The organism is Candidatus Chloroploca asiatica, assembly GCF_002532075.1.
In the GTDB taxonomy this organism is placed as follows: Bacteria; Chloroflexota; Chloroflexia; order Chloroflexales; family Chloroflexaceae; genus Chloroploca; species Chloroploca asiatica.
In genome coordinates, this window is record NZ_LYXE01000089.1 from 1 (window position 1) to 16,505 (window position 16,505).

The window sequence follows — 16,505 nt, forward strand, 5'->3', positions numbered from 1 at the left end:
CACCCTGCGTGCGACTTGCATGCATTAGGCACGCCGCCAGCGTTCGTCCTGAGCCAGGATCAAACTCTGCGTTGAATGGTGAAGCTCTGACCTTACGGTCAGGTCTACGCCACTGAATAAACATGGACTCGCTGTATTTGCTACTGTGATCTGGTTGTGAAGGTGCCTGCTGAGAACAAACTGGGAAAACAAAACCAGGAAGCTTCAGAATGCTCTGAGTTCCTGGCGACGTCTCTGATCAATACATCAGCGCGGTTCGCTCGGTTGTTGTTTCCACTTGTCTCGGTCTGCGTTGCCTTTCGGCTTAGCGAGGCCTCGTTCGTTTCAGCCTCGGTAGTATATCACTGTGGCAAGAAGTTGTCAAGTGTGTATTTTAAACCTTTGTGAGCAGGAATGACGTGCGATATTAATAGATGTGCTACAATGCAGATGCGTTCAGCTTGGGAGTGCAAGAAAGGAGTCGTTGCATGGCTACGTTAGAGACGTTGATCCGAGACCGTCTGGCCCATAACCATTGGGGTATCCTTGGCAATCAGGGATATGTACTCGGGGTCGATCTCGGTAGCTATGGGCTCCGGGTGGCCCTAGCCAACCTGCAACACCATACCTTCCATACCATGTCCAGCGAAGAGGTCAATGAGTCACCTGATGAGGTCGTTCAACGGGTCATTGCCATGGCACGTGCGTTGATGAACGCCCATGAGGTCACCCCTGATCATCTTGTTCGGGTTGGGGTAGGTTTTGGTGGCCCGGTGGATTTGCGTTTTGGTACGGTTCGACTGGCCCCACGGCAGCCCGGTTGGGAACATTACCCCCTGCAGGAACGCTTTGAACAGGCCTTTGACGCTGTGACCGTGATTGATAATGATGCGAATGTGATTGCCCTTGGTGAAGCAACCTTCGGTGTTGGGGCTGGATGTCAACACCTTGTCTATCTTCATTTAAGTAGTGGTGTCGGGGGTGGGTTGGTGCTGAATGGCCGCCTATACCACGGGGCAACCTCGACTGCAGGCGAAATCGGTCACGCGGTGGTTGGCCAAGGATGGGACGGTACCGGTCGCCCCGAAACACTCGAAGAATTAGTGTCGATTACGGGTCTTTTACAGCGCGCCAGACGCTATGGCCTCGAGACTGATAACCTTGACCAGATCTTTGGAGAGAGCAGTATCGGCCAGCGTGTGGTCCAAGAGACGGTCGATCTACTCGCTGTGCGCTGTGCACAAACGGTGGCGCTGGTTGATCCTGAGATGATCGTACTTGGAGGTATCGTCGTTCGCATTGGTGGCGAGGATTTTGTGCGAGCTATTGCAGAGAAAGTGAACACCTTCATCGCACCACAATTTGCCCGCCCCTTGCCTGTCGTGGCCTCAGTCCTGGGGCCTGAAAGTGTCACCGTCGGTGCCATTGCCAATGCCCTTGATAGTCTCTCTGATTAAAGTTGCAGGGCCATAATGCGCATGGTATAATTGCGGATTGGTGACTGTTACGCCAAAAACATCGGGATCATGATCACGCTAGCCCTGCTCGATCCGATGAGCAGGGCTTAACATGGAGCAGGCATGGACGCAAAAATGATTACCTTTGGCGATACCGCGATGGAGAAACTCCTGCAGTGGTTGCGCTCGGTAGGTGAACCAAAAGATATAGATGATCTTTTGCGGCAGTATCTCGAAATCCTGAGCAGCTTGGTGATGGAGGAGAACGAATGACCGGCGCACCACCAATGGGCACCGTTGAGCAGCACGATCTGGCTGATGAGATCTATCAACTGTTGATCGCCCAGGGGACATTGTTTGCCCTGCATGCACCGATCCGACAGACACTGACCAATCTCACCGAGTTCCTTGCTCTACGCTATCAGTATGACCACACAACTCTGGCAGCAGCCATTGAAGTAGCACTTGAGGCCGATCCACGCTTTACCCGTGAGGAAGTTACCGGTGAGGTGCGTTTTGTGACCTCACGCCACGGGGCATATATGCCTCGCGATGACGTTGATACCCATTCCTTTCGGCAGCGACTGCATGAGCCTGACCATCCGCTACCAGTTGATGATATTAGCGTCGTTGTTTCAACGTCACGCCCGGCGATTACTTCGGTTGAGCCCGTCTATATTTCTGATTACTGGCAGGTCCAGGTTGGCATGACGCCAGTTGAAGATGGGGGCGATGAAGACGAAGCAGCGACCGGGCAGTTTGTGGCTCCCATTCATGAACCAGATGCATCGATCGACCTTGTGAGTTCACCAGTCGTTCCCTTCGATGAGGGGCTGCCAACAGCCAATGTTGTCACGCTCGCTGAAACGGAACCAGCCATCACCGCCCAGGCTACAGGGCAACAAGAGGCAGTTGAAACTGAGGTGCTGCGCCCTGACATGCCTCAGACGGTTGTTGAACCAGTTGAGGGAGAGACGATCGCGCACGCACCGGTCGCACCGGTTACACCAGTCCCGTCAGTTCAAATGCCACCAGCAGGACGACAAACTGTCGAGCGTGCAACGATCTTTACGCTGCCTGACGGAACGATGATCGATCTGCGGCAACCGAGTGAAGCCTTGTTGGCTGAGCATGGGAGCGCGATGGCGCAGCTGTTGGCTGATAAGATCGAGCAGGATCCTCTCCGCCGCATCGTCAGTTTTGGACGCTACTATTTCCCTGAAGCCAATGTCGTTAATCTGGGGAAGAACGACCTGCGCAAGATCCGTGAGTACATGCTTGAGCGGAATGAGCCCTTGCTTGATGCCGAGTTGATCAACGACGTGTTTTATCATAATGCACGTCAGGCTGATTACGAAGGCCTGCGTTTTTCGATTAATTACCGGTTGCATCGCGAAAAAGACTTCGAATTTGTTGGCGTCGAGGGTGCTAACCTCTGGTCAACCCGAGGCTTGCCCGTGATTGGCGGCAAACGTATCAAGGCTGCTGAGATGGGACAGATCACCTCATATCTCGTCGAAGGCTTTGACGATAGTCGCGACAGCATTGATGAAGAGACGGCAACTGAAGTGACCAGTGTCACGCATCAGTTGACCTTCTTTGAGTGGGAGTATGGGATTATTCCGCTTGATGCAGCCCTGGCAGCCTTGTTGCCTGGCCCAGTCTTGCCTGATCAACGCAGTGCCGTGCTCCGTTTTGACTTACCTCAGCGCTATAGCCAGGTTCTGGTTGAAGTGCGTTATCCCACAGGTAACCGCGGTGGCTGGCTACAGGGTTTCGAAGAGTTCTTCCACGAACATCTCGTGCCCAGTGCGCTGGTAACGTTGACGCGCACCGATGAACCGGGCATCTTTACCCTGACCTATGAGGAAGGCAATGAGAGTGATGAGCGCATTCTGACCTTCGATGAGAAGAAGAATAAGCTCGGCTTCAACAATGTGACGTTCTATTGCGCGATTGATGAAGATCTCTTGCCCAGTCAAAGTCGCCTCGGTCGCTTGAATCGCCTCAAGGCTTTCCCTATGGGTGAGCGCCGCAAGGCCGAAATGATCCTGGAACATGTTGCCGAGGTGATTGGTGAACAGGTGGGCACCCGCGCTGAACCGAAGTATGCCATTACGCTTGACGATTTCTTTGTGGCTTACAATGTGCTCCGCCCTGCTTCAAAAAGGCTCCTTCGCTCGCTCATCGAGCATAGCCCCGGGTTTGTCGCCGATGAGACAACGCCCGATCTCTTTACCTATGTTCCGATGACCGGGACAGATGTTGAAGCGAATGAGGACGAGGATGAGGAGCAGCGCGAACCAGAGGTCAGTCGCGCTGATGTACCACCCACCCGCCGCCGCTATGGTGGTCGGTATGATGAAGATGATGAGTAGTTCGTCAACTCTTGAGCTTCAACTGATTCATCTGGGCGATCTTGATCGCCCCCTCGCATATGCAGAACTGAAGTCGCTGGCAGAGCTTGATACCGCAGGGTTCAAGCTCTTCCAAGCGACTTGGCCGACGTTCCCTGCCGAACGCCGGATCGCGATTCTTCGTGCCCTGAACGAACTCGGCGAAGATAATCTTGACCTCGATTTTCGTCCGATTATGCGTGAGTGTCTGCATGATAGCGAGGCTGATGTCCGTGCTACAGCAATTGTCGGGCTATGGGAAGATCAGTATGCAACAACAATGGATCAGCTCATTATGCTCATGACCGATGATCGCGCAGGGGTTGTACGCGCAACGGCAGCAGTCGCCCTGGCCCGTTTTGCCTATCAGGCTGAAGTTGGGGAACTTGAGCCAGCCGTGGGTCAACGATTGTTGTCAGCGTTGCTCAACGTCACGATTGATCCAGAACAACCACTAGAGGTTCGGCGACGAGCTATTGAAGGCCTCGGGTATTTTGCCGAATCAAAAGAGGCGCAGGCCGAGATTGGACGCGCCTATGCCCACGCCGAACTGGCAATGCGTGAGAGTGCGGTGCTCGCGATGGGTCGTTCGATGAGGCCGACGTGGCTTCCCTATATTGAGCGTGAATTACAGAGTCCTTCGCCAGCACTGCGTTATGAGGCGGCACGCGCCGTCGGTGAGTACGCAGAGGATGGGCGTCCACTTTTGCCAGCGCTCTTGCCCCTGGTTGAAGATGACGATACCGAGATTGCCCTGATGGCAATCTGGGCACTTGGTCAGGTTGGTGGGCCAGGAGCCAAGCGTGTGCTTGAACGACTCGTACGTTCGCGTGATGCGGCCCGTCGCGAGGCAGCGACGGATGCGCTCGATGAGTTGAGTCTCGATGAATTGTAGCAAGCACTCGGTTGAGCACACAACGGAAGAGACATGCCCCTCCACTATACGAGCCTGAAGCAACTGACGCAAGCCTATCGCCATCTGGTGCTTTCACCGCACCTTGATGATGCGGCTCTCTCGTGCGGGAGCATGCTAGCAGGCTTTGCTGCCCGCAAACAGCCAGCCCTGGTCGTCAATATTTGTAGTGGAAGCCCGCCCCCAACAACCCGCTGGAGCCGTTTTGCGGAGGCCCTGCATAAACAGTGGGCTTTACCTGCAGCTGAGGCTATGCGGTTACGCTTGCAGGAGGATAAGGCAGCGCTCGAAATTCTCGGTGTAGATAGTTATCAACTTGATCTGCTTGATGCGATCTATCGGGTGCCTCACGCCTATGTCGATGATGCAACCCTCTTTGGCACGATTGCCCAAGACGATCCGCTTGCTGGTGAAGTACGCCCACATATCGAGAAGCTGATCGAACGTTTCCCTGATGCTACCGTCTATGCCCCTCTCGCCGTGGGTAATCATGTTGATCATCAAGCTGTCTATCGCGTGGCCGCCGAGTTGGCGCGTAACGGGGTGAGCGTTGCGTTCTATGAGGATGTGCCATATGTGGCAAAACCAGGTGCCTTTGACGCACGTATGACGGTTCTGGGCGGAATAGAGGCATTTACTCCAATCCTAATGCCAGTTGATGCGGTGACCCTGGCGCGCAAGCTTGATGCGATCAAGGCGTATCATAGCCAGATCGCAACAGTTTTTGGCGATCTCGCGGCAATGACAGCGACGGTGACGCATTATACCGCCTCGCTTGCTGGTGAAGAGAGCAGTGGTGCCGAACGGCTCTGGGTACGACGATGATAACGCCCCCCCTGCGTACACCAGGCCCTCAGCAACGCCAAGCCCTGGCGTTGCTTGAACCAGATCCTTCAGTGTGGGACGCTTTTGTCAAGCAGCATCCCCAGGGAAGCCTGCTGCAGCAACACAACTGGGGACAACTGAAAGCTTCGTTCGGCTGGCGCATGCAACGCCTTGCCGTTGTAGGCACAGATGGGGCGTTGAAAGCCGGCGCGTTGGTGTTGTTCCGTTCGCGCTACGGTTTGAGCATTGGCTATACGCCACGCGGCCCGCTCTGGTCAGGCGACTCAGCGATCGATCACCTACTGCTCAAAGGTCTTGAACGGGTAGCCCGACGCGCACGTGCAGTCTTTCTGCGACTCGAGCCAAATCTCACTGAGCATGATCCGGCTGCGGCACAATGGCATACATGGTTCTTGCGCCAGGGCTTGCAACCAGTGCCAACGATTCAGCCGCGCAGTTCGCTTCATGTTGCGCTAACCTGTAGCGAAGAGGCGCTGCGGGCGGCCTGCTCGAAGGGGCATCGCGCCGATATACGCCGGGCGCAGCGGAATGGGGTGGAAGTACGCCTTGGTGGTGAAGCTGACCTGAGCGCCTTTTTTGCACTCATGCAGGCCACGGGCGCACGGGCACAGTTCAGCGTGCATAGTGCTGACTACTATAGTACCGCCTGGCGGCTCTTTCAACCTGATGCCTTGCTGCTCGTGGCCGCAGTTGACGGTGAGCCAGTTGCCGCACAGATGGTCTTTGCCGATCCAACGACCGGGTACTACCTCTACAGCGGGGGCAACAGCGTTGGGATGAAGAGTGGGGCCAATCATCTACTCACCTGGCATGCCTTGAACTGGGCACGCGAGCGCGGCTGCGCCTGGTACGATCTCTGGGGCATTCCCGACGCGTTTGGTCAGATGATCAATGCGCCTGACGAGACAAGTCGTGTAGCGCTCGAAGAGGCTGCGCAGGATGACCCATTGATTGGTGTCTACCGCTTCAAAAAAGGGTTTGGGGGGAGCATTGCGCGCTATCTTCCCGCCTATGATCGCGTCTTGCTCCCCCCGCTTTACCGTCTGGTGCGCCAACGGATCGGCTGACGACGTTCCTCTCCTCTATCCGCCAACGGTAGCAAGGGCGGCCTCATCGCCGTGGGGAGTGCGTTCATCACTCTGGAGCGCGTATTCGCGTGCCCAGAGTTGAATGCCTTCCCATTCGCGCAAGGCCGCCTCGTGAACAGTCTCGGGACGCCATCGCTCGACAATGTAGGCCTGATCAACCGCAGGTGGGTGGTAACTCACCACTGGGATAACGGTAGCCGTATCGCCTTTGCCCCATTCGGTCTCTTCGCCCGGACCAAGGGGGAGCGCAATTTCATGGAACGTAACCGGTTCGGCATGGGTGGTGCGGTCAATCAGTTGATCGGCGAGCTCGCACACCCGGCCATGATCGAGCAGCGCTTTCAATAACTCGTCGGTCATCCTCGACCGCACCGAAAATTGCACCAAACGGAGATAGCCGACCTTGACGAGCGGGCGGAGAAATCCTCGCACGGCGAGTTTGCTCCGTTCACCATTGGCCCACCGCAACCCAATGCCTGAAGATGCTGTCTCACGTGCGTTGCCCCCCGCAAGACTGCCAGCCACCGTTGTGGCAACTGGCCCACTGGTAATTGGATAGATCTCGATACTCTCACCGAGATCCCAGTGCTTGATGACCTCGGCCCCTCCGGGACGCTGGTGCTTGATCTCGCACTGGCTAATGCCCGCGTCGCGCAGCGCTTCATCAAGGGCCGCGTCGCGCCCGGCTTCGATATGAAAACCAATATATGGGCTAAACCGACCGCTTCCGATGGTACGCCGGGCAACACTTTTGCCGTTGGCATACTGAAGGGTAGCCGCGTCGTGGATCGTCCGCACTTTGTTACGCCCGATCATGTCCTGATTCCTCTCGTGATCATTGCAATACACTGAAAGCGTTGAAGAGCATTGTCTGTTCCTTATAGCTCATTGTAGCACAAAAGTTCTTTTTGTCAAGAACTGGCGCAGACGCAAGACCTGTGTCACAATAGCTTTATGCATCCAATGATCCACTGGTTTCGGCGCGATTTGCGCCTTACAGACAATACCGCCCTGGCGGCAGCGGCACAGGCAAGTGGCGGGGCCGTGCTAGCAGTCTATATCTTCGATGAGACGATCCTCCACGGGCGCTTTGCCAGTCCGGGGCGTACAGCCTGGTTGCTCGCGAATCTGCAGCAACTCGAGGCGGATCTGCGTACACGTGGGATCCCACTTGTGGTGGCCCGGGGCAATCCAGTTGAGGTGCTACCGGCCCTGGTGCGAGCAACCGGCGCTCGTGGAGTCTACTGGAACCGCGATTATACGCCCTATGCGGTACGGCGCGATGCTGCGCTAAAGACGCAGCTGCGTGAGGCGGGGTTCGAGGCCGAGAGTTTCAAGGACGCAGTCATCTTTGAGTTTCACGAAGTCCTGACGAAAGAAGGCCGTCCCTACACTGTCTATACGCCGTATGCCCGACGCTGGCGGCAACTCCTTGCTGAGCAACCGGTGCGCAGCATTGGCATACCAGACCTGATTCCCTATGTGCGCCCACCAGAACTAGCGACCACGAGCGAAGTTTTGCCAGCTACAACTGGGGCCACCCTCGCTCAATTTGGGATGGAATTACCGTATCCGCTGCCGGATGCTGGCGAACACACCGCCAAAACATACCTGGCTCGTTTCGTCTCCCTGCACCGTGACGCGCCTATTGCAGCCTATGCTGAACAACGCAATCTGCCCGGGATTGCTGGAACCTCGCGTCTCTCGCCGTATCTCCGGCTTGGCATCATTTCGCCACGTCAATTGCTGACGGCAGCGCTGACATTGCGCGATCATCCTGATGGTAACAACGCGCTCACCGGAGTCGAGGCCTGGCTCGGAGAACTGATCTGGCGTGATTTTTATGTGCAGGTGCTCTATCATCATCCGTATGTCCTGCGCGGGGCTTTTCGTCAGGCCTACGATGCCCTGGCATGGGAGAATGATCCAGCCCATTTCGAGGCCTGGCAAACCGGTCATACCGGCTACCCAATTGTTGACGCAGCGATGCGCCAGTTGCGGCAGGAGGGTTGGATGCATAACCGGGCACGGATGATTGTAGCTTCGTTTTTAACCAAAGATTTGCTCGTTGATTGGCGTTGGGGTGAACGTCACTTTATGCACTGGCTCCTTGATGGCGATCCAGCGGCCAATAATGGAGGTTGGCAGTGGGCGGCAGGTACTGGCACTGATGCGCAGCCCTTTTTTCGAATCTTTAATCCAGTCAGTCAAGGGCAAAAATTCGACTCCGAAGGCGCCTATGTACGGCACTACCTCCCCGAACTGCGCAATGTCCCCAATACATTCATCCACGAGCCTCACCGGATGGCATCAGCCGACCAGATTCGGGCTGATCTCCAGATCGGACGGGATTATCCACATCCAATCGTTGAGCATAAAGTTCAGCGCGAACGGGCGCTCGCGCTGTACGCTACCGTACGCAAAGCTCAGTCTGAACCATAAGGCGCACATGGATCAAGCTCAGCGATCAGGATTTCATACGGCACAAGCGTTACACTGGCAAGAGGCAACTGCGGCTCACTGCGCGAACCGCTGGAAAAGAGCAACCGTGCCTCAGGACGGTTGCAGGTGAGGGTGAGTTCCTGGACATGTGCGGAGAAGTTGAGCAAGATCAAGCAGAGCTGGCCCGATAATGGATCATGACGCAGAAAAGCGAGGTAGTGCTCGCTGTGCGGGTGCAAGACGCGGTAATCACCGGCAATGAGGGCGGGCGTTCTTCGGCGCAAAGCGAGTATTTGCCGACAAAAACTCAGCATTGATTGGGGGTCACTTTTTTGATCCTCAACAGTAATGCCCTGCAAATAATTGGGATGCACGGGCAACCAGGTCGCCGATGAAGCCTGACTGAAGCCGGCATGACGCGAGCGATCCCACTGCATTGGGGTACGGCAACGGTCACGCGTACGGGCCAGGACGTGCTGGAGCGCGTCGGCATAGCCGACGCCAGCCTGTTCAGTCAAGAGACGGAACTGGTGCAGCGCGATCGTATCACGCACATCACTAAGGGCGCTGAAGTGCAGATCGGTCATGCCCAACTCTTCGCCATAGTAGAGAAACGGTGTACCTCTGAGGGTCAACAGCAACGCCAGATGGACGCGGGCCAACGCATCATTGTGCAAGCCATCGCCATAACGGTGCCACATCCGCGAGACATCGTGATTACCAAGGGTATTGCACGGCCAAGCCCCAGAGGGAAGATCAGTCAGGCGTAGGGCTTGGTTGTCACGGATATGAGCCGGGGTCAACGCATGCGTCTGCATCAGGGGAAAGTTGAAGACGAGATGCAACTCGTTGTCACCATCGCCGTGAAACATTACATTCTCATCTTCACCAACCAACACCCGCTCACCGGGATAGGTATCAACCAGCGTGCGCAATTCCTGCATCAGTTCGTGGAGGCCAGGCTGGTGGATCTGGAACTGCAAAATCTGGCGGATTTCCTCGCCTGAAAGAGACCCGATATCAATGATTGGTTTGTGGGTGAGGGGAAACTGGTGATTGGAGAGATCGGGATGTTCAAAAATGGTACCAATCGCATCAAGGCGAAAGCCATCAACGCCCAGGTCAAGCCAGAAACGCACGACTTGCCACATCGCCTCTTTGACGTCTGGATGACACCAGTTGAGATCGGGCTGTTCTTTCAAAAATGCATGATAATAGTATTGACCAGTCGCTTCATCATAAGTCCAGGCTGAACCGCCAAAGATCGAAACCCAATTATTCGGCGGGCCATCGGGAGTGCCATCACGCCAGACATACCAGTCCCGTTGCGGATGCGTGCGGCTTGAACGCGAGGCTTGAAACCAGGGATGCTGATCAGAGGTATGGTTCAGGACCAGATCGATGATCACCCGTAGACCACGGGCATGCGCTGCCGTCAGAAAACGGCAAAAACCATCGAGCGAGCCATATTCGGGTGCCACGTCAGTATAGTCCGCAATATCATAGCCACAATCACGAAAAGGCGAAGGATAGTGTGGCGAGAGCCAAATCGCATCAACCCCCAGTTCGACCATGTGGTCGAGCCGCGCAAGCATGCCAGGAAAATCGCCAATGCCGTCACCATTGCCATCGGCAAAACTCCGTGGATAGATTTGATAAAAGACCGCCTGTTGCCACCACTTGAGTGTCTTCATAGGGCGCGCAGCCGTGCAGCCGCCTCCTCAGGAGTCAAATCACGTTGAGGTTCGCCAAGCATTTCGTAACCAACCATAAATTTACGGATCGTTGCCGAACGCAAGAGCGGCGGATAGAAGTGGGCATGCAGGTGCCACTCGGGGAATGGGTCGCCATCAGTAGGGCGCTGATGAAACCCCATCGAATAGGGAAACGTCACCTGGAAAAGGCGATCATAGCGCTGATTGAGGTGCTGCAACATCCAGGCCAAGCCGTCACGCTCTTCTGCCGAGAGATCGGTCAGCGCCCCGCAGTGACGACGCGGCAAGACCAGCGTCTCGAACGGCCACATCGCCCAGAAGGGCACCAGCGCCACAAAATAGTCGTTGGCACAGACAATGCGTTCTTGCTGTTGAAGTTCCAGCGCCAGATAATCACAGAGCAGGCACGAGTTATGGGCAGACAGGTACGCCCGCTGTTGCGCCAGTTCTTTCAACGCCTCATTCGGCAGATGCTCAGTTCCCCAGAGTTGTCCGTGGGGATGGGGATTACTGGCCCCCATCATAGCCCCGCGATTTTCAAAGATCTGCACGTGGCGCACCCAATCAATGGCGCTCAATTCTTCATACTGCGCGGCCCAGGCATCAACAATTGCCCGGATCGCCGTGCAATCCATCTCACCGACGGTCAGATCGTGGCGCGGTGAAAAACAGATCACCCGGCAGATGCCACGCTCGTGCTGCGCCGTCAACAACGAATCGACGGGTTCACTCAGATCCTCAGGGGGATCTGGGCGCAACGCACTGTAGTCATTTTGAAAGACAAAGGTTGTCGTATAGTGAGGATTCTGCTCCCCGTTCGCCCGCCGATTGCCAGGGCAGAGGTAGCAGTCGGGATCATGGGAGCGTTGCGGAGGCGCGGCAACTGGTTCGATCTGGCCGAGCCAGGGGCGAGCCGTACGATGCGGCGAAACAACCACCCACTCACCCGTAAGACGATTGAGACGGCGGTGCGATCCTTTGATCGAGGCCATGCTTGCTCCTTTTCCATTAGGGGCGACTCGCCGGGCGCAGCGACGGGTTCAGCAAAACAATGCTCAAGGCACGCTGGCTACGCGAGTCAGCCTCAACCGTTGTCGGTGCCGTTAAAAAGACGTGTTGTTCGCCGGGTGGTAAGAGGAGATGCAAGGTCACACGCTGTTCGCGCGGTTGGGCAGGAATAGTGTACGAGATTGCTGGCGTATCCGCAAGCCTCAGTTGCAGGTCACGAGGTTCAGCATAACTCGCCATCGTCAACTCAAGTTCAACCGGCTGCACCATGGGCAACGGATTGATCAGGCGCAGCATTGCTTCGCCCTCCATCCAGCGCCAGACGCGTCCCGGCTCACGTTCCTGGGGATACCAGCCTTCACCATAAAGGCCAAAGGGCTGACGAGGGCCGTCAGGCAGGGTATAGATCGAGAGCAGATCATCCTGGTACGTCGGGGCAAGCTCGGGCAAATAGGTCGCCAAGAGCGCACGCACACCGGGGCGAAGATCGGGGCGAACAAGATCCCAGCGCACCACCACACTCGTGAAGTCATAGGCCTGGAAGATCGCGAGCGCCTCACCCGGATCGCCAAAGAGCCGGGCATCGTCTGGTTGCATATACCAAAACTGCCGTATCAGTGGAATCTCCTCGACCAGGGGCACCAGCGGCATCCGGGCCAGATAGCCACCGAGAATGGGGCGTTCGTGGCTCATCTGCACCTGTTGGGGGACAACCCGTTTGAAACTTGCCGGCGGAACATCCATCACCGCCCCCGGCAAAGCCTTCAGTTGGGCATAAGCCGGGTGAGTTACAGGCTCAAGCCGCGGCCAAAATGGCGGGGCATATTCCAGGGTGAGCAAGCCAATCACAACCACCAACAACGGCACCTGCATTCGTGGGGCAACCCGACTCAAGAGCCAACGCAGACCATAGACCGCCAGGATCGCCAGGAAGAGGGTAATCAGTGCGGTAAAGAGGAGTGGACGGCGCCCGAGGGCGGCCCCGGGGAGCGCCTCGAGCAGCAAATAGGGCAAGGGCAGGTTGAGTCGCCAGGGGCCAGCCTGAAGGACAGGGCCGAAGGTCAAGAGCAGAAAAAACCCTGTCAGGATCGTCCAGCGCCAGGTTTCGCGCCAAGTCATCACCAAGCCAAGGAACGCCAGCGACAAGACAAGATAGCCCAGCGCCACATTCCAATCGCCGGTCAAGGTATGCCAGACCGAACCACGTTGCCAGGCGAGCTCACCCCAGAGCGGATGGAGGTAACTGGGCAGGAAAAAATCGACCAGATTCGCCGAACGATTGAGCACCTCATCAGGATTGGGGCTCAGATATGCACCCTGGGGAGACACAAGCACGGGCACCAACAAGGGTACGAGCAAAACCAGGGCCGTTACACCAACGAGCAGCAAACCAATCAACCGCTGGAACCACTGCGCATACGTCGCACGCCACGGCCACCAGAGCAACACCGCGAAGAGGCTATAGAGACCCGCCGCAAGCGCATAATAGAGACTGGTGTAGGTTGTCAGAGCCAGCAAGGCCCCAGCCAGCAAGGCACGAGGATATGAAGGTGCCTGAAGAAAACGGAGTAACGCCAGAACATAGAAGGCAAGCCACTGGAGGGTCAGCAACTCGAGTTGCCCATCCCAGAGGCGGGTCAGATGAAAAGGAGAAAACGCAAAGATCGCCCCGCCGATCAAGGCGAGGCAGACATCATCCACCAGATGAAAGATGAGCAGATACGCAGCGAGGCCCGAGAGGACAAAAGCCAGCACCACGGCCAGATTATAGCCTGCGATCGGCCCCCAGAGCAGTGTCACTGGGGCAACCAGCAACCCATTGCTCAGATTAAGCGGCTGTAGATGGAGGGCCACCCCTCCGGGATGGTAGAGCAGCGGCGTAACAAACGGATCGAGCCCATTGCGCAGAGCATGGGCGGCCCACCAGAGATGCCAAACATTTTGCCAGCCATCAACCTCAGCAATTGCCCCACCAGGAATCGCCCACCCAAAGGCAGGCAAAAAGGGGCTTAGCATCAAGAGCGCGAGCGCTAGATAGAGCAAACCGGCCAGCACCAGACGCAACCGGCGCTTTGACGGTGGAGAATGGCCTGGCCGGTTACGAACAAACAGACTGGACATGAGCTACTTGACAGCAGACTTCAGTTGGTCAACCAGCGCAATATAATCGTTCATCGCCTGCTCATTAGAGGTACCCTTCAATTTCACCCACGAGTCATACTTCATCCGCCCCTGCATATCAAGAATTCCCGGGCGAGAACCGGTTACGTCACCAAGCGTCCCCTGCTTGTAGAGCGCATACAACTTCAGCAAGGCATCATTATCGGGGCGCTTTGGCAACTGCTGTACTTGCTGGGCTGCCTGCTCAAAGCGAGCCTTGAGATCACTCATCGTATCCTCCTTGATACACTCTCTACCGCACAATACGTAGAGTAGAACAGGACTGATCGTACCATTGGTAGTGCGTCTGTGCAAGTCAAAACGAAACGAGGAAGCCGTTCATCGTTATAATAGTGTGGGGACGTTGCCGTTGGCTAAAATCCGAGGGCCTGTGGCCCGCAAATGGAAGGGGCCTGCGGCCCCCAAGAAGATCGAAGTTTTGAGAAAGATTAGACAGGTATGATAGCCCAGAGATCAATTCCAGGCATGATGCTGCTCATCGTCGTTATGCTGATAAGCCTATACGTCCAACCATCCCGCGTCTACAGTGACGCCCCAGAAGCGCCCGGCCTGATTGACCGCGAACTCATTGGGATGGTCGTACGCGATCCATGGTACGACTTTAACGCCAATCCGATTTTCCCCAACGAGGTCGATTATGTTGCCCAGGATCGCATGGGACAGGAACTGGCCGCTGCGGGGGTGCGCTGGGTACGCCTTGAATTCATCATCGACGAACAGGTAGGGAGTGTTGAAGAGAATCTAGCGCGGTACGACTACTTCCTTACCCAGGTAGCCCCACGCTACAATCTCAAGGTGCTAGGCTTGCTCGGGTTTGCCCTGGTGATCAATGTAGATCCGCGCCACCCCGAGTACGGCCTGGTTGTCGCAGGAAGCATTGATCCCAATTATGGCGGCGGCGTCAATGGCTACATGCGAACCTGGCTTGATCGGGCACTCACGATTGCGACGCGTTACGAAGGACAGCTTCATGCCTATCAGATCCTCAACGAACAAAATCGTCTGCCTGTCTCGCCAGGGCAATTTGGCGGTGGCGAGGGGCTCGATCCGGTTCTGATAGGGCGTCTGCACACCAAATTCTACCGTTGCTTCAAACGCAACGAATGCGCCTTCACCTCACCTGATCCAGCCTGGCGTGCAGGCCTTGACATCGTTTCCGGCGGCTTGCATCCTCGTGGCAGCGACCGGCTCTTGCCCAGCAATCGCATCCAGGTCGACGGCAAGCCAATCAGCGACATCGCCTATCTCCTCGAACTCTTTGCCACCGAACCTTTTCGCGACTATTTTCTTGCTAACGGGCGGTATCCGCTTGATGGCTTGGGGTACCACCCCTATCCCGTCGAAATCGTCACCACCCTGGCTACCATTGAAAGTGATGTAGCACGCATGGACCAGCGGCTGAACGAGGTACGCACAGCCCTCACCAATGGCGCAAGCCCAGCAGGAGCCAGCGTGCCCTTCTGGATCACCGAGGTGGGCTACAATGTCGCCTACAGTCGCCAGACCATCGCAGGCCAGAGTCTCTTCCTCCGAACGGTCTTTCTGCAACTGGCTCAGCGCAATGATCTGGCCCGCATCTTCTGGTTCAAATACGAAGATTTCCCGCCAGCCGAGGGGCCCAATGCCCAGCAATGGGGGATCGTGCATATCCCCTTCACCGAAGATAGCCGTTGCCCTGGAGGGGCATGTTACGTGCCTGGCGGGGAACCGGCCTACCGACGGCCCTCCTTCTGGGCCTTGCGCGAATTAGCGGGGTTGCCCGTAGATCGAATCTATCTGCCGTTACTACGGCGGTAAAAGCCGAGGGCATGCGGCGCGCAAAAAGCTTAACTGCCCTGGTCGAACAAGCGAGCAAGGCTCGCTTGTTCGACCAGGGCAGAGCAGGGTTGAGGGCTGACGCCCTCAAGATCCGCAAACCCCAGGAGATTGCCCTGGCATACGAACAGGTGAAGAGGTATAATCACCATGATCACCAATGGCAAGCCACATGTGCATCAGCGTCATGCTGGTGTATCCCTGGAAAGTAATGTATGGACACCACCATTGCCGATCAGCTTGCCCATCGGCTAAGCCAGGAACATGCCCTCATCTGTCAGCGTGTTGCGACACGTATGCTTGACAGGTTTCCAGAACTACAACGGTCGCTGCGCCTCGAAGAAAACTACTCGCCGATCGAGCGGCTCTCGGAGGTAGCCGTTGAGCGGTTGAATGAACTGGTACGTTCCGTCTTGCTCTTTGATCTACCCTCGCTAGCCGATAATGAACTCGAGTGGGCCTCGGGCGTTTTGCCGCGTCGTGGCGTTACCTTTGAACATCAAGACGCAATGGTACGCTGGTTCTTCGAGGAAGTGCGCCAACTGCCACTTAACGAAGGCGAACAGGCGGTCATCATCACAACCGAACAACATTTTTTGCGTGCGCTCTATCACGCTTACGGCAAGAAGCTACAGGAACAAAGCTGAAGCCCTATCGCGGAGAAA

14 protein-coding genes and 1 rRNA gene are annotated in these 16,505 nt (G+C 56.2%); 9 read left to right on the top strand and 6 right to left on the bottom strand.

Translation table 11 applies throughout. From position 1 onward, the window contains the following. Positions 1–75: ribosomal RNA gene (locus tag A9Q02_RS10500) — 16S ribosomal RNA — on the bottom strand; the annotation flags it as partial. Positions 76–467: 392 nt separating this feature from the next. On the opposite strand from A9Q02_RS10500, the gene A9Q02_RS10505 reads away from it, so the two are divergent. The 6 genes from A9Q02_RS10505 to A9Q02_RS10530 all read left to right on the top strand — a co-directional run bounded on the left by A9Q02_RS10505 (position 468) and on the right by A9Q02_RS10530 (position 6,658). Further along, a complete protein-coding gene (locus tag A9Q02_RS10505) occupies positions 468–1,436 on the top strand; it encodes an ROK family protein (RefSeq protein WP_097652881.1) in 969 nt (322 codons plus the stop codon). A 123-nt stretch (positions 1,437–1,559) separates the two neighbouring features. After that, positions 1,560–1,709 carry a hypothetical protein gene (locus A9Q02_RS24215; protein ID WP_097652883.1) on the top strand — a complete coding sequence of 50 codons (150 nt, stop codon included), beginning with the start codon at positions 1,560–1,562 and terminating at the stop codon, positions 1,707–1,709. Next, a complete protein-coding gene (locus A9Q02_RS10515) occupies positions 1,706–3,814 on the top strand; it encodes a hypothetical protein (RefSeq protein ID WP_097652885.1) in 2,109 nt (702 codons plus the stop codon). Before A9Q02_RS24215 ends, A9Q02_RS10515 begins: the two co-directional genes overlap by 4 nt. Further along, the gene (locus tag A9Q02_RS10520) at positions 3,795–4,727 is read left to right on the top strand and encodes a HEAT repeat domain-containing protein (RefSeq protein WP_245860491.1); all 933 of its coding nucleotides are present in this window, start codon (positions 3,795–3,797) and stop codon (positions 4,725–4,727) included. Before A9Q02_RS10515 ends, A9Q02_RS10520 begins: the two co-directional genes overlap by 20 nt. Positions 4,728–4,760: 33 nt before the next feature. Continuing rightward, positions 4,761–5,570 carry a PIG-L deacetylase family protein gene (locus A9Q02_RS10525; RefSeq protein ID WP_097652887.1) on the top strand — a complete coding sequence of 270 codons (810 nt, stop codon included), beginning with the start codon at positions 4,761–4,763 and terminating at the stop codon, positions 5,568–5,570. Next, positions 5,567–6,658, top strand: a complete 1,092-nt coding sequence (locus A9Q02_RS10530; protein ID WP_097652889.1) for a lipid II:glycine glycyltransferase FemX — start codon at positions 5,567–5,569, stop codon at positions 6,656–6,658. The genes A9Q02_RS10525 and A9Q02_RS10530 overlap by 4 nt, the downstream gene beginning before the upstream one ends. Positions 6,659–6,673: 15 nt before the next feature. Here the strand turns inward: A9Q02_RS10530 and A9Q02_RS10535 are convergent, their stop codons facing one another. Beyond that, entirely contained in the window at positions 6,674–7,495 is an 822-nt protein-coding gene (locus tag A9Q02_RS10535; RefSeq protein WP_097652891.1) for a hypothetical protein, read from the bottom strand. Positions 7,496–7,633: 138 nt separating this feature from the next. Here A9Q02_RS10535 and A9Q02_RS10540 point away from each other — a divergent pair, with 138 nt between their 5' ends. Beyond that, on the top strand, positions 7,634–9,121 hold the full coding sequence (locus A9Q02_RS10540) for a cryptochrome/photolyase family protein (protein ID WP_097652893.1): 1,488 nt from the start codon (positions 7,634–7,636) through the stop codon (positions 9,119–9,121). Here the strand turns inward: A9Q02_RS10540 and A9Q02_RS10545 are convergent. The 4 genes from A9Q02_RS10545 to A9Q02_RS10560 are packed head-to-tail and all read right to left on the bottom strand — an operon-like array spanning position 9,106 to position 14,235. Further along, complete coding sequence (locus A9Q02_RS10545; RefSeq protein ID WP_097652895.1) at positions 9,106–10,815, bottom strand: glycoside hydrolase family 13 protein; 1,710 nt, start codon at positions 10,813–10,815, stop codon at positions 9,106–9,108. The genes A9Q02_RS10540 and A9Q02_RS10545 overlap by 16 nt on opposite strands. Further along, positions 10,812–11,828, bottom strand: a complete 1,017-nt coding sequence (locus tag A9Q02_RS10550) for a UDP-glucose--hexose-1-phosphate uridylyltransferase (protein ID WP_097652897.1) — start codon at positions 11,826–11,828, stop codon at positions 10,812–10,814. The genes A9Q02_RS10545 and A9Q02_RS10550 overlap by 4 nt, the downstream gene beginning before the upstream one ends. A 16-nt stretch (positions 11,829–11,844) precedes the next feature. Continuing rightward, positions 11,845–13,965: a glycosyltransferase family protein gene (locus A9Q02_RS10555; protein WP_141508842.1), complete on the bottom strand. Its 2,121-nt coding sequence runs from the start codon at positions 13,963–13,965 to the stop codon at positions 11,845–11,847. Positions 13,966–13,968: 3 nt separating this feature from the next. Continuing rightward, on the bottom strand, positions 13,969–14,235 hold the full coding sequence (locus A9Q02_RS10560; protein ID WP_097652902.1) for an acyl-CoA-binding protein: 267 nt from the start codon (positions 14,233–14,235) through the stop codon (positions 13,969–13,971). Positions 14,236–14,463: 228 nt separating this feature from the next. On the opposite strand from A9Q02_RS10560, the gene A9Q02_RS10565 reads away from it, so the two are divergent. Then, on the top strand, positions 14,464–15,822 hold the full coding sequence (locus tag A9Q02_RS10565) for a hypothetical protein (protein ID WP_245860492.1): 1,359 nt from the start codon (positions 14,464–14,466) through the stop codon (positions 15,820–15,822). A 233-nt stretch (positions 15,823–16,055) separates the two neighbouring features. Further along, complete coding sequence (locus A9Q02_RS10570; protein ID WP_097652905.1) at positions 16,056–16,487, top strand: hypothetical protein; 432 nt, start codon at positions 16,056–16,058, stop codon at positions 16,485–16,487. Positions 16,488–16,505: the final 18 nt, after the last annotated feature.

What these genes read in the sequence shown, in the direction of transcription:
- A9Q02_RS10505 (WP_097652881.1), top strand. Translation starts at nt 468, where the DNA reads ATGGCTACGTTAGAGACGTTGATCCGAGACCGTCTGGCCCATAACCAT.
- A9Q02_RS24215 (WP_097652883.1), top strand. Translation starts at nt 1,560, where the DNA reads ATGGACGCAAAAATGATTACCTTTGGCGATACCGCGATGGAGAAACTC.
- A9Q02_RS10515 (WP_097652885.1), top strand. Translation starts at nt 1,706, where the DNA reads ATGACCGGCGCACCACCAATGGGCACCGTTGAGCAGCACGATCTGGCT.
- A9Q02_RS10520 (WP_245860491.1), top strand. Translation starts at nt 3,795, where the DNA reads ATGATGAAGATGATGAGTAGTTCGTCAACTCTTGAGCTTCAACTGATT.
- A9Q02_RS10525 (WP_097652887.1), top strand. Translation starts at nt 4,761, where the DNA reads ATGCCCCTCCACTATACGAGCCTGAAGCAACTGACGCAAGCCTATCGC.
- A9Q02_RS10530 (WP_097652889.1), top strand. Translation starts at nt 5,567, where the DNA reads ATGATAACGCCCCCCCTGCGTACACCAGGCCCTCAGCAACGCCAAGCC.
- A9Q02_RS10535 (WP_097652891.1), bottom strand. Translation starts at nt 7,495, where the DNA reads ATGATCGGGCGTAACAAAGTGCGGACGATCCACGACGCGGCTACCCTT.
- A9Q02_RS10540 (WP_097652893.1), top strand. Translation starts at nt 7,634, where the DNA reads ATGCATCCAATGATCCACTGGTTTCGGCGCGATTTGCGCCTTACAGAC.
- A9Q02_RS10545 (WP_097652895.1), bottom strand. Translation starts at nt 10,815, where the DNA reads ATGAAGACACTCAAGTGGTGGCAACAGGCGGTCTTTTATCAAATCTAT.
- A9Q02_RS10550 (WP_097652897.1), bottom strand. Translation starts at nt 11,828, where the DNA reads ATGGCCTCGATCAAAGGATCGCACCGCCGTCTCAATCGTCTTACGGGT.
- A9Q02_RS10555 (WP_141508842.1), bottom strand. Translation starts at nt 13,965, where the DNA reads ATGTCCAGTCTGTTTGTTCGTAACCGGCCAGGCCATTCTCCACCGTCA.
- A9Q02_RS10560 (WP_097652902.1), bottom strand. Translation starts at nt 14,235, where the DNA reads ATGAGTGATCTCAAGGCTCGCTTTGAGCAGGCAGCCCAGCAAGTACAG.
- A9Q02_RS10565 (WP_245860492.1), top strand. Translation starts at nt 14,464, where the DNA reads ATGATAGCCCAGAGATCAATTCCAGGCATGATGCTGCTCATCGTCGTT.
- A9Q02_RS10570 (WP_097652905.1), top strand. Translation starts at nt 16,056, where the DNA reads ATGGACACCACCATTGCCGATCAGCTTGCCCATCGGCTAAGCCAGGAA.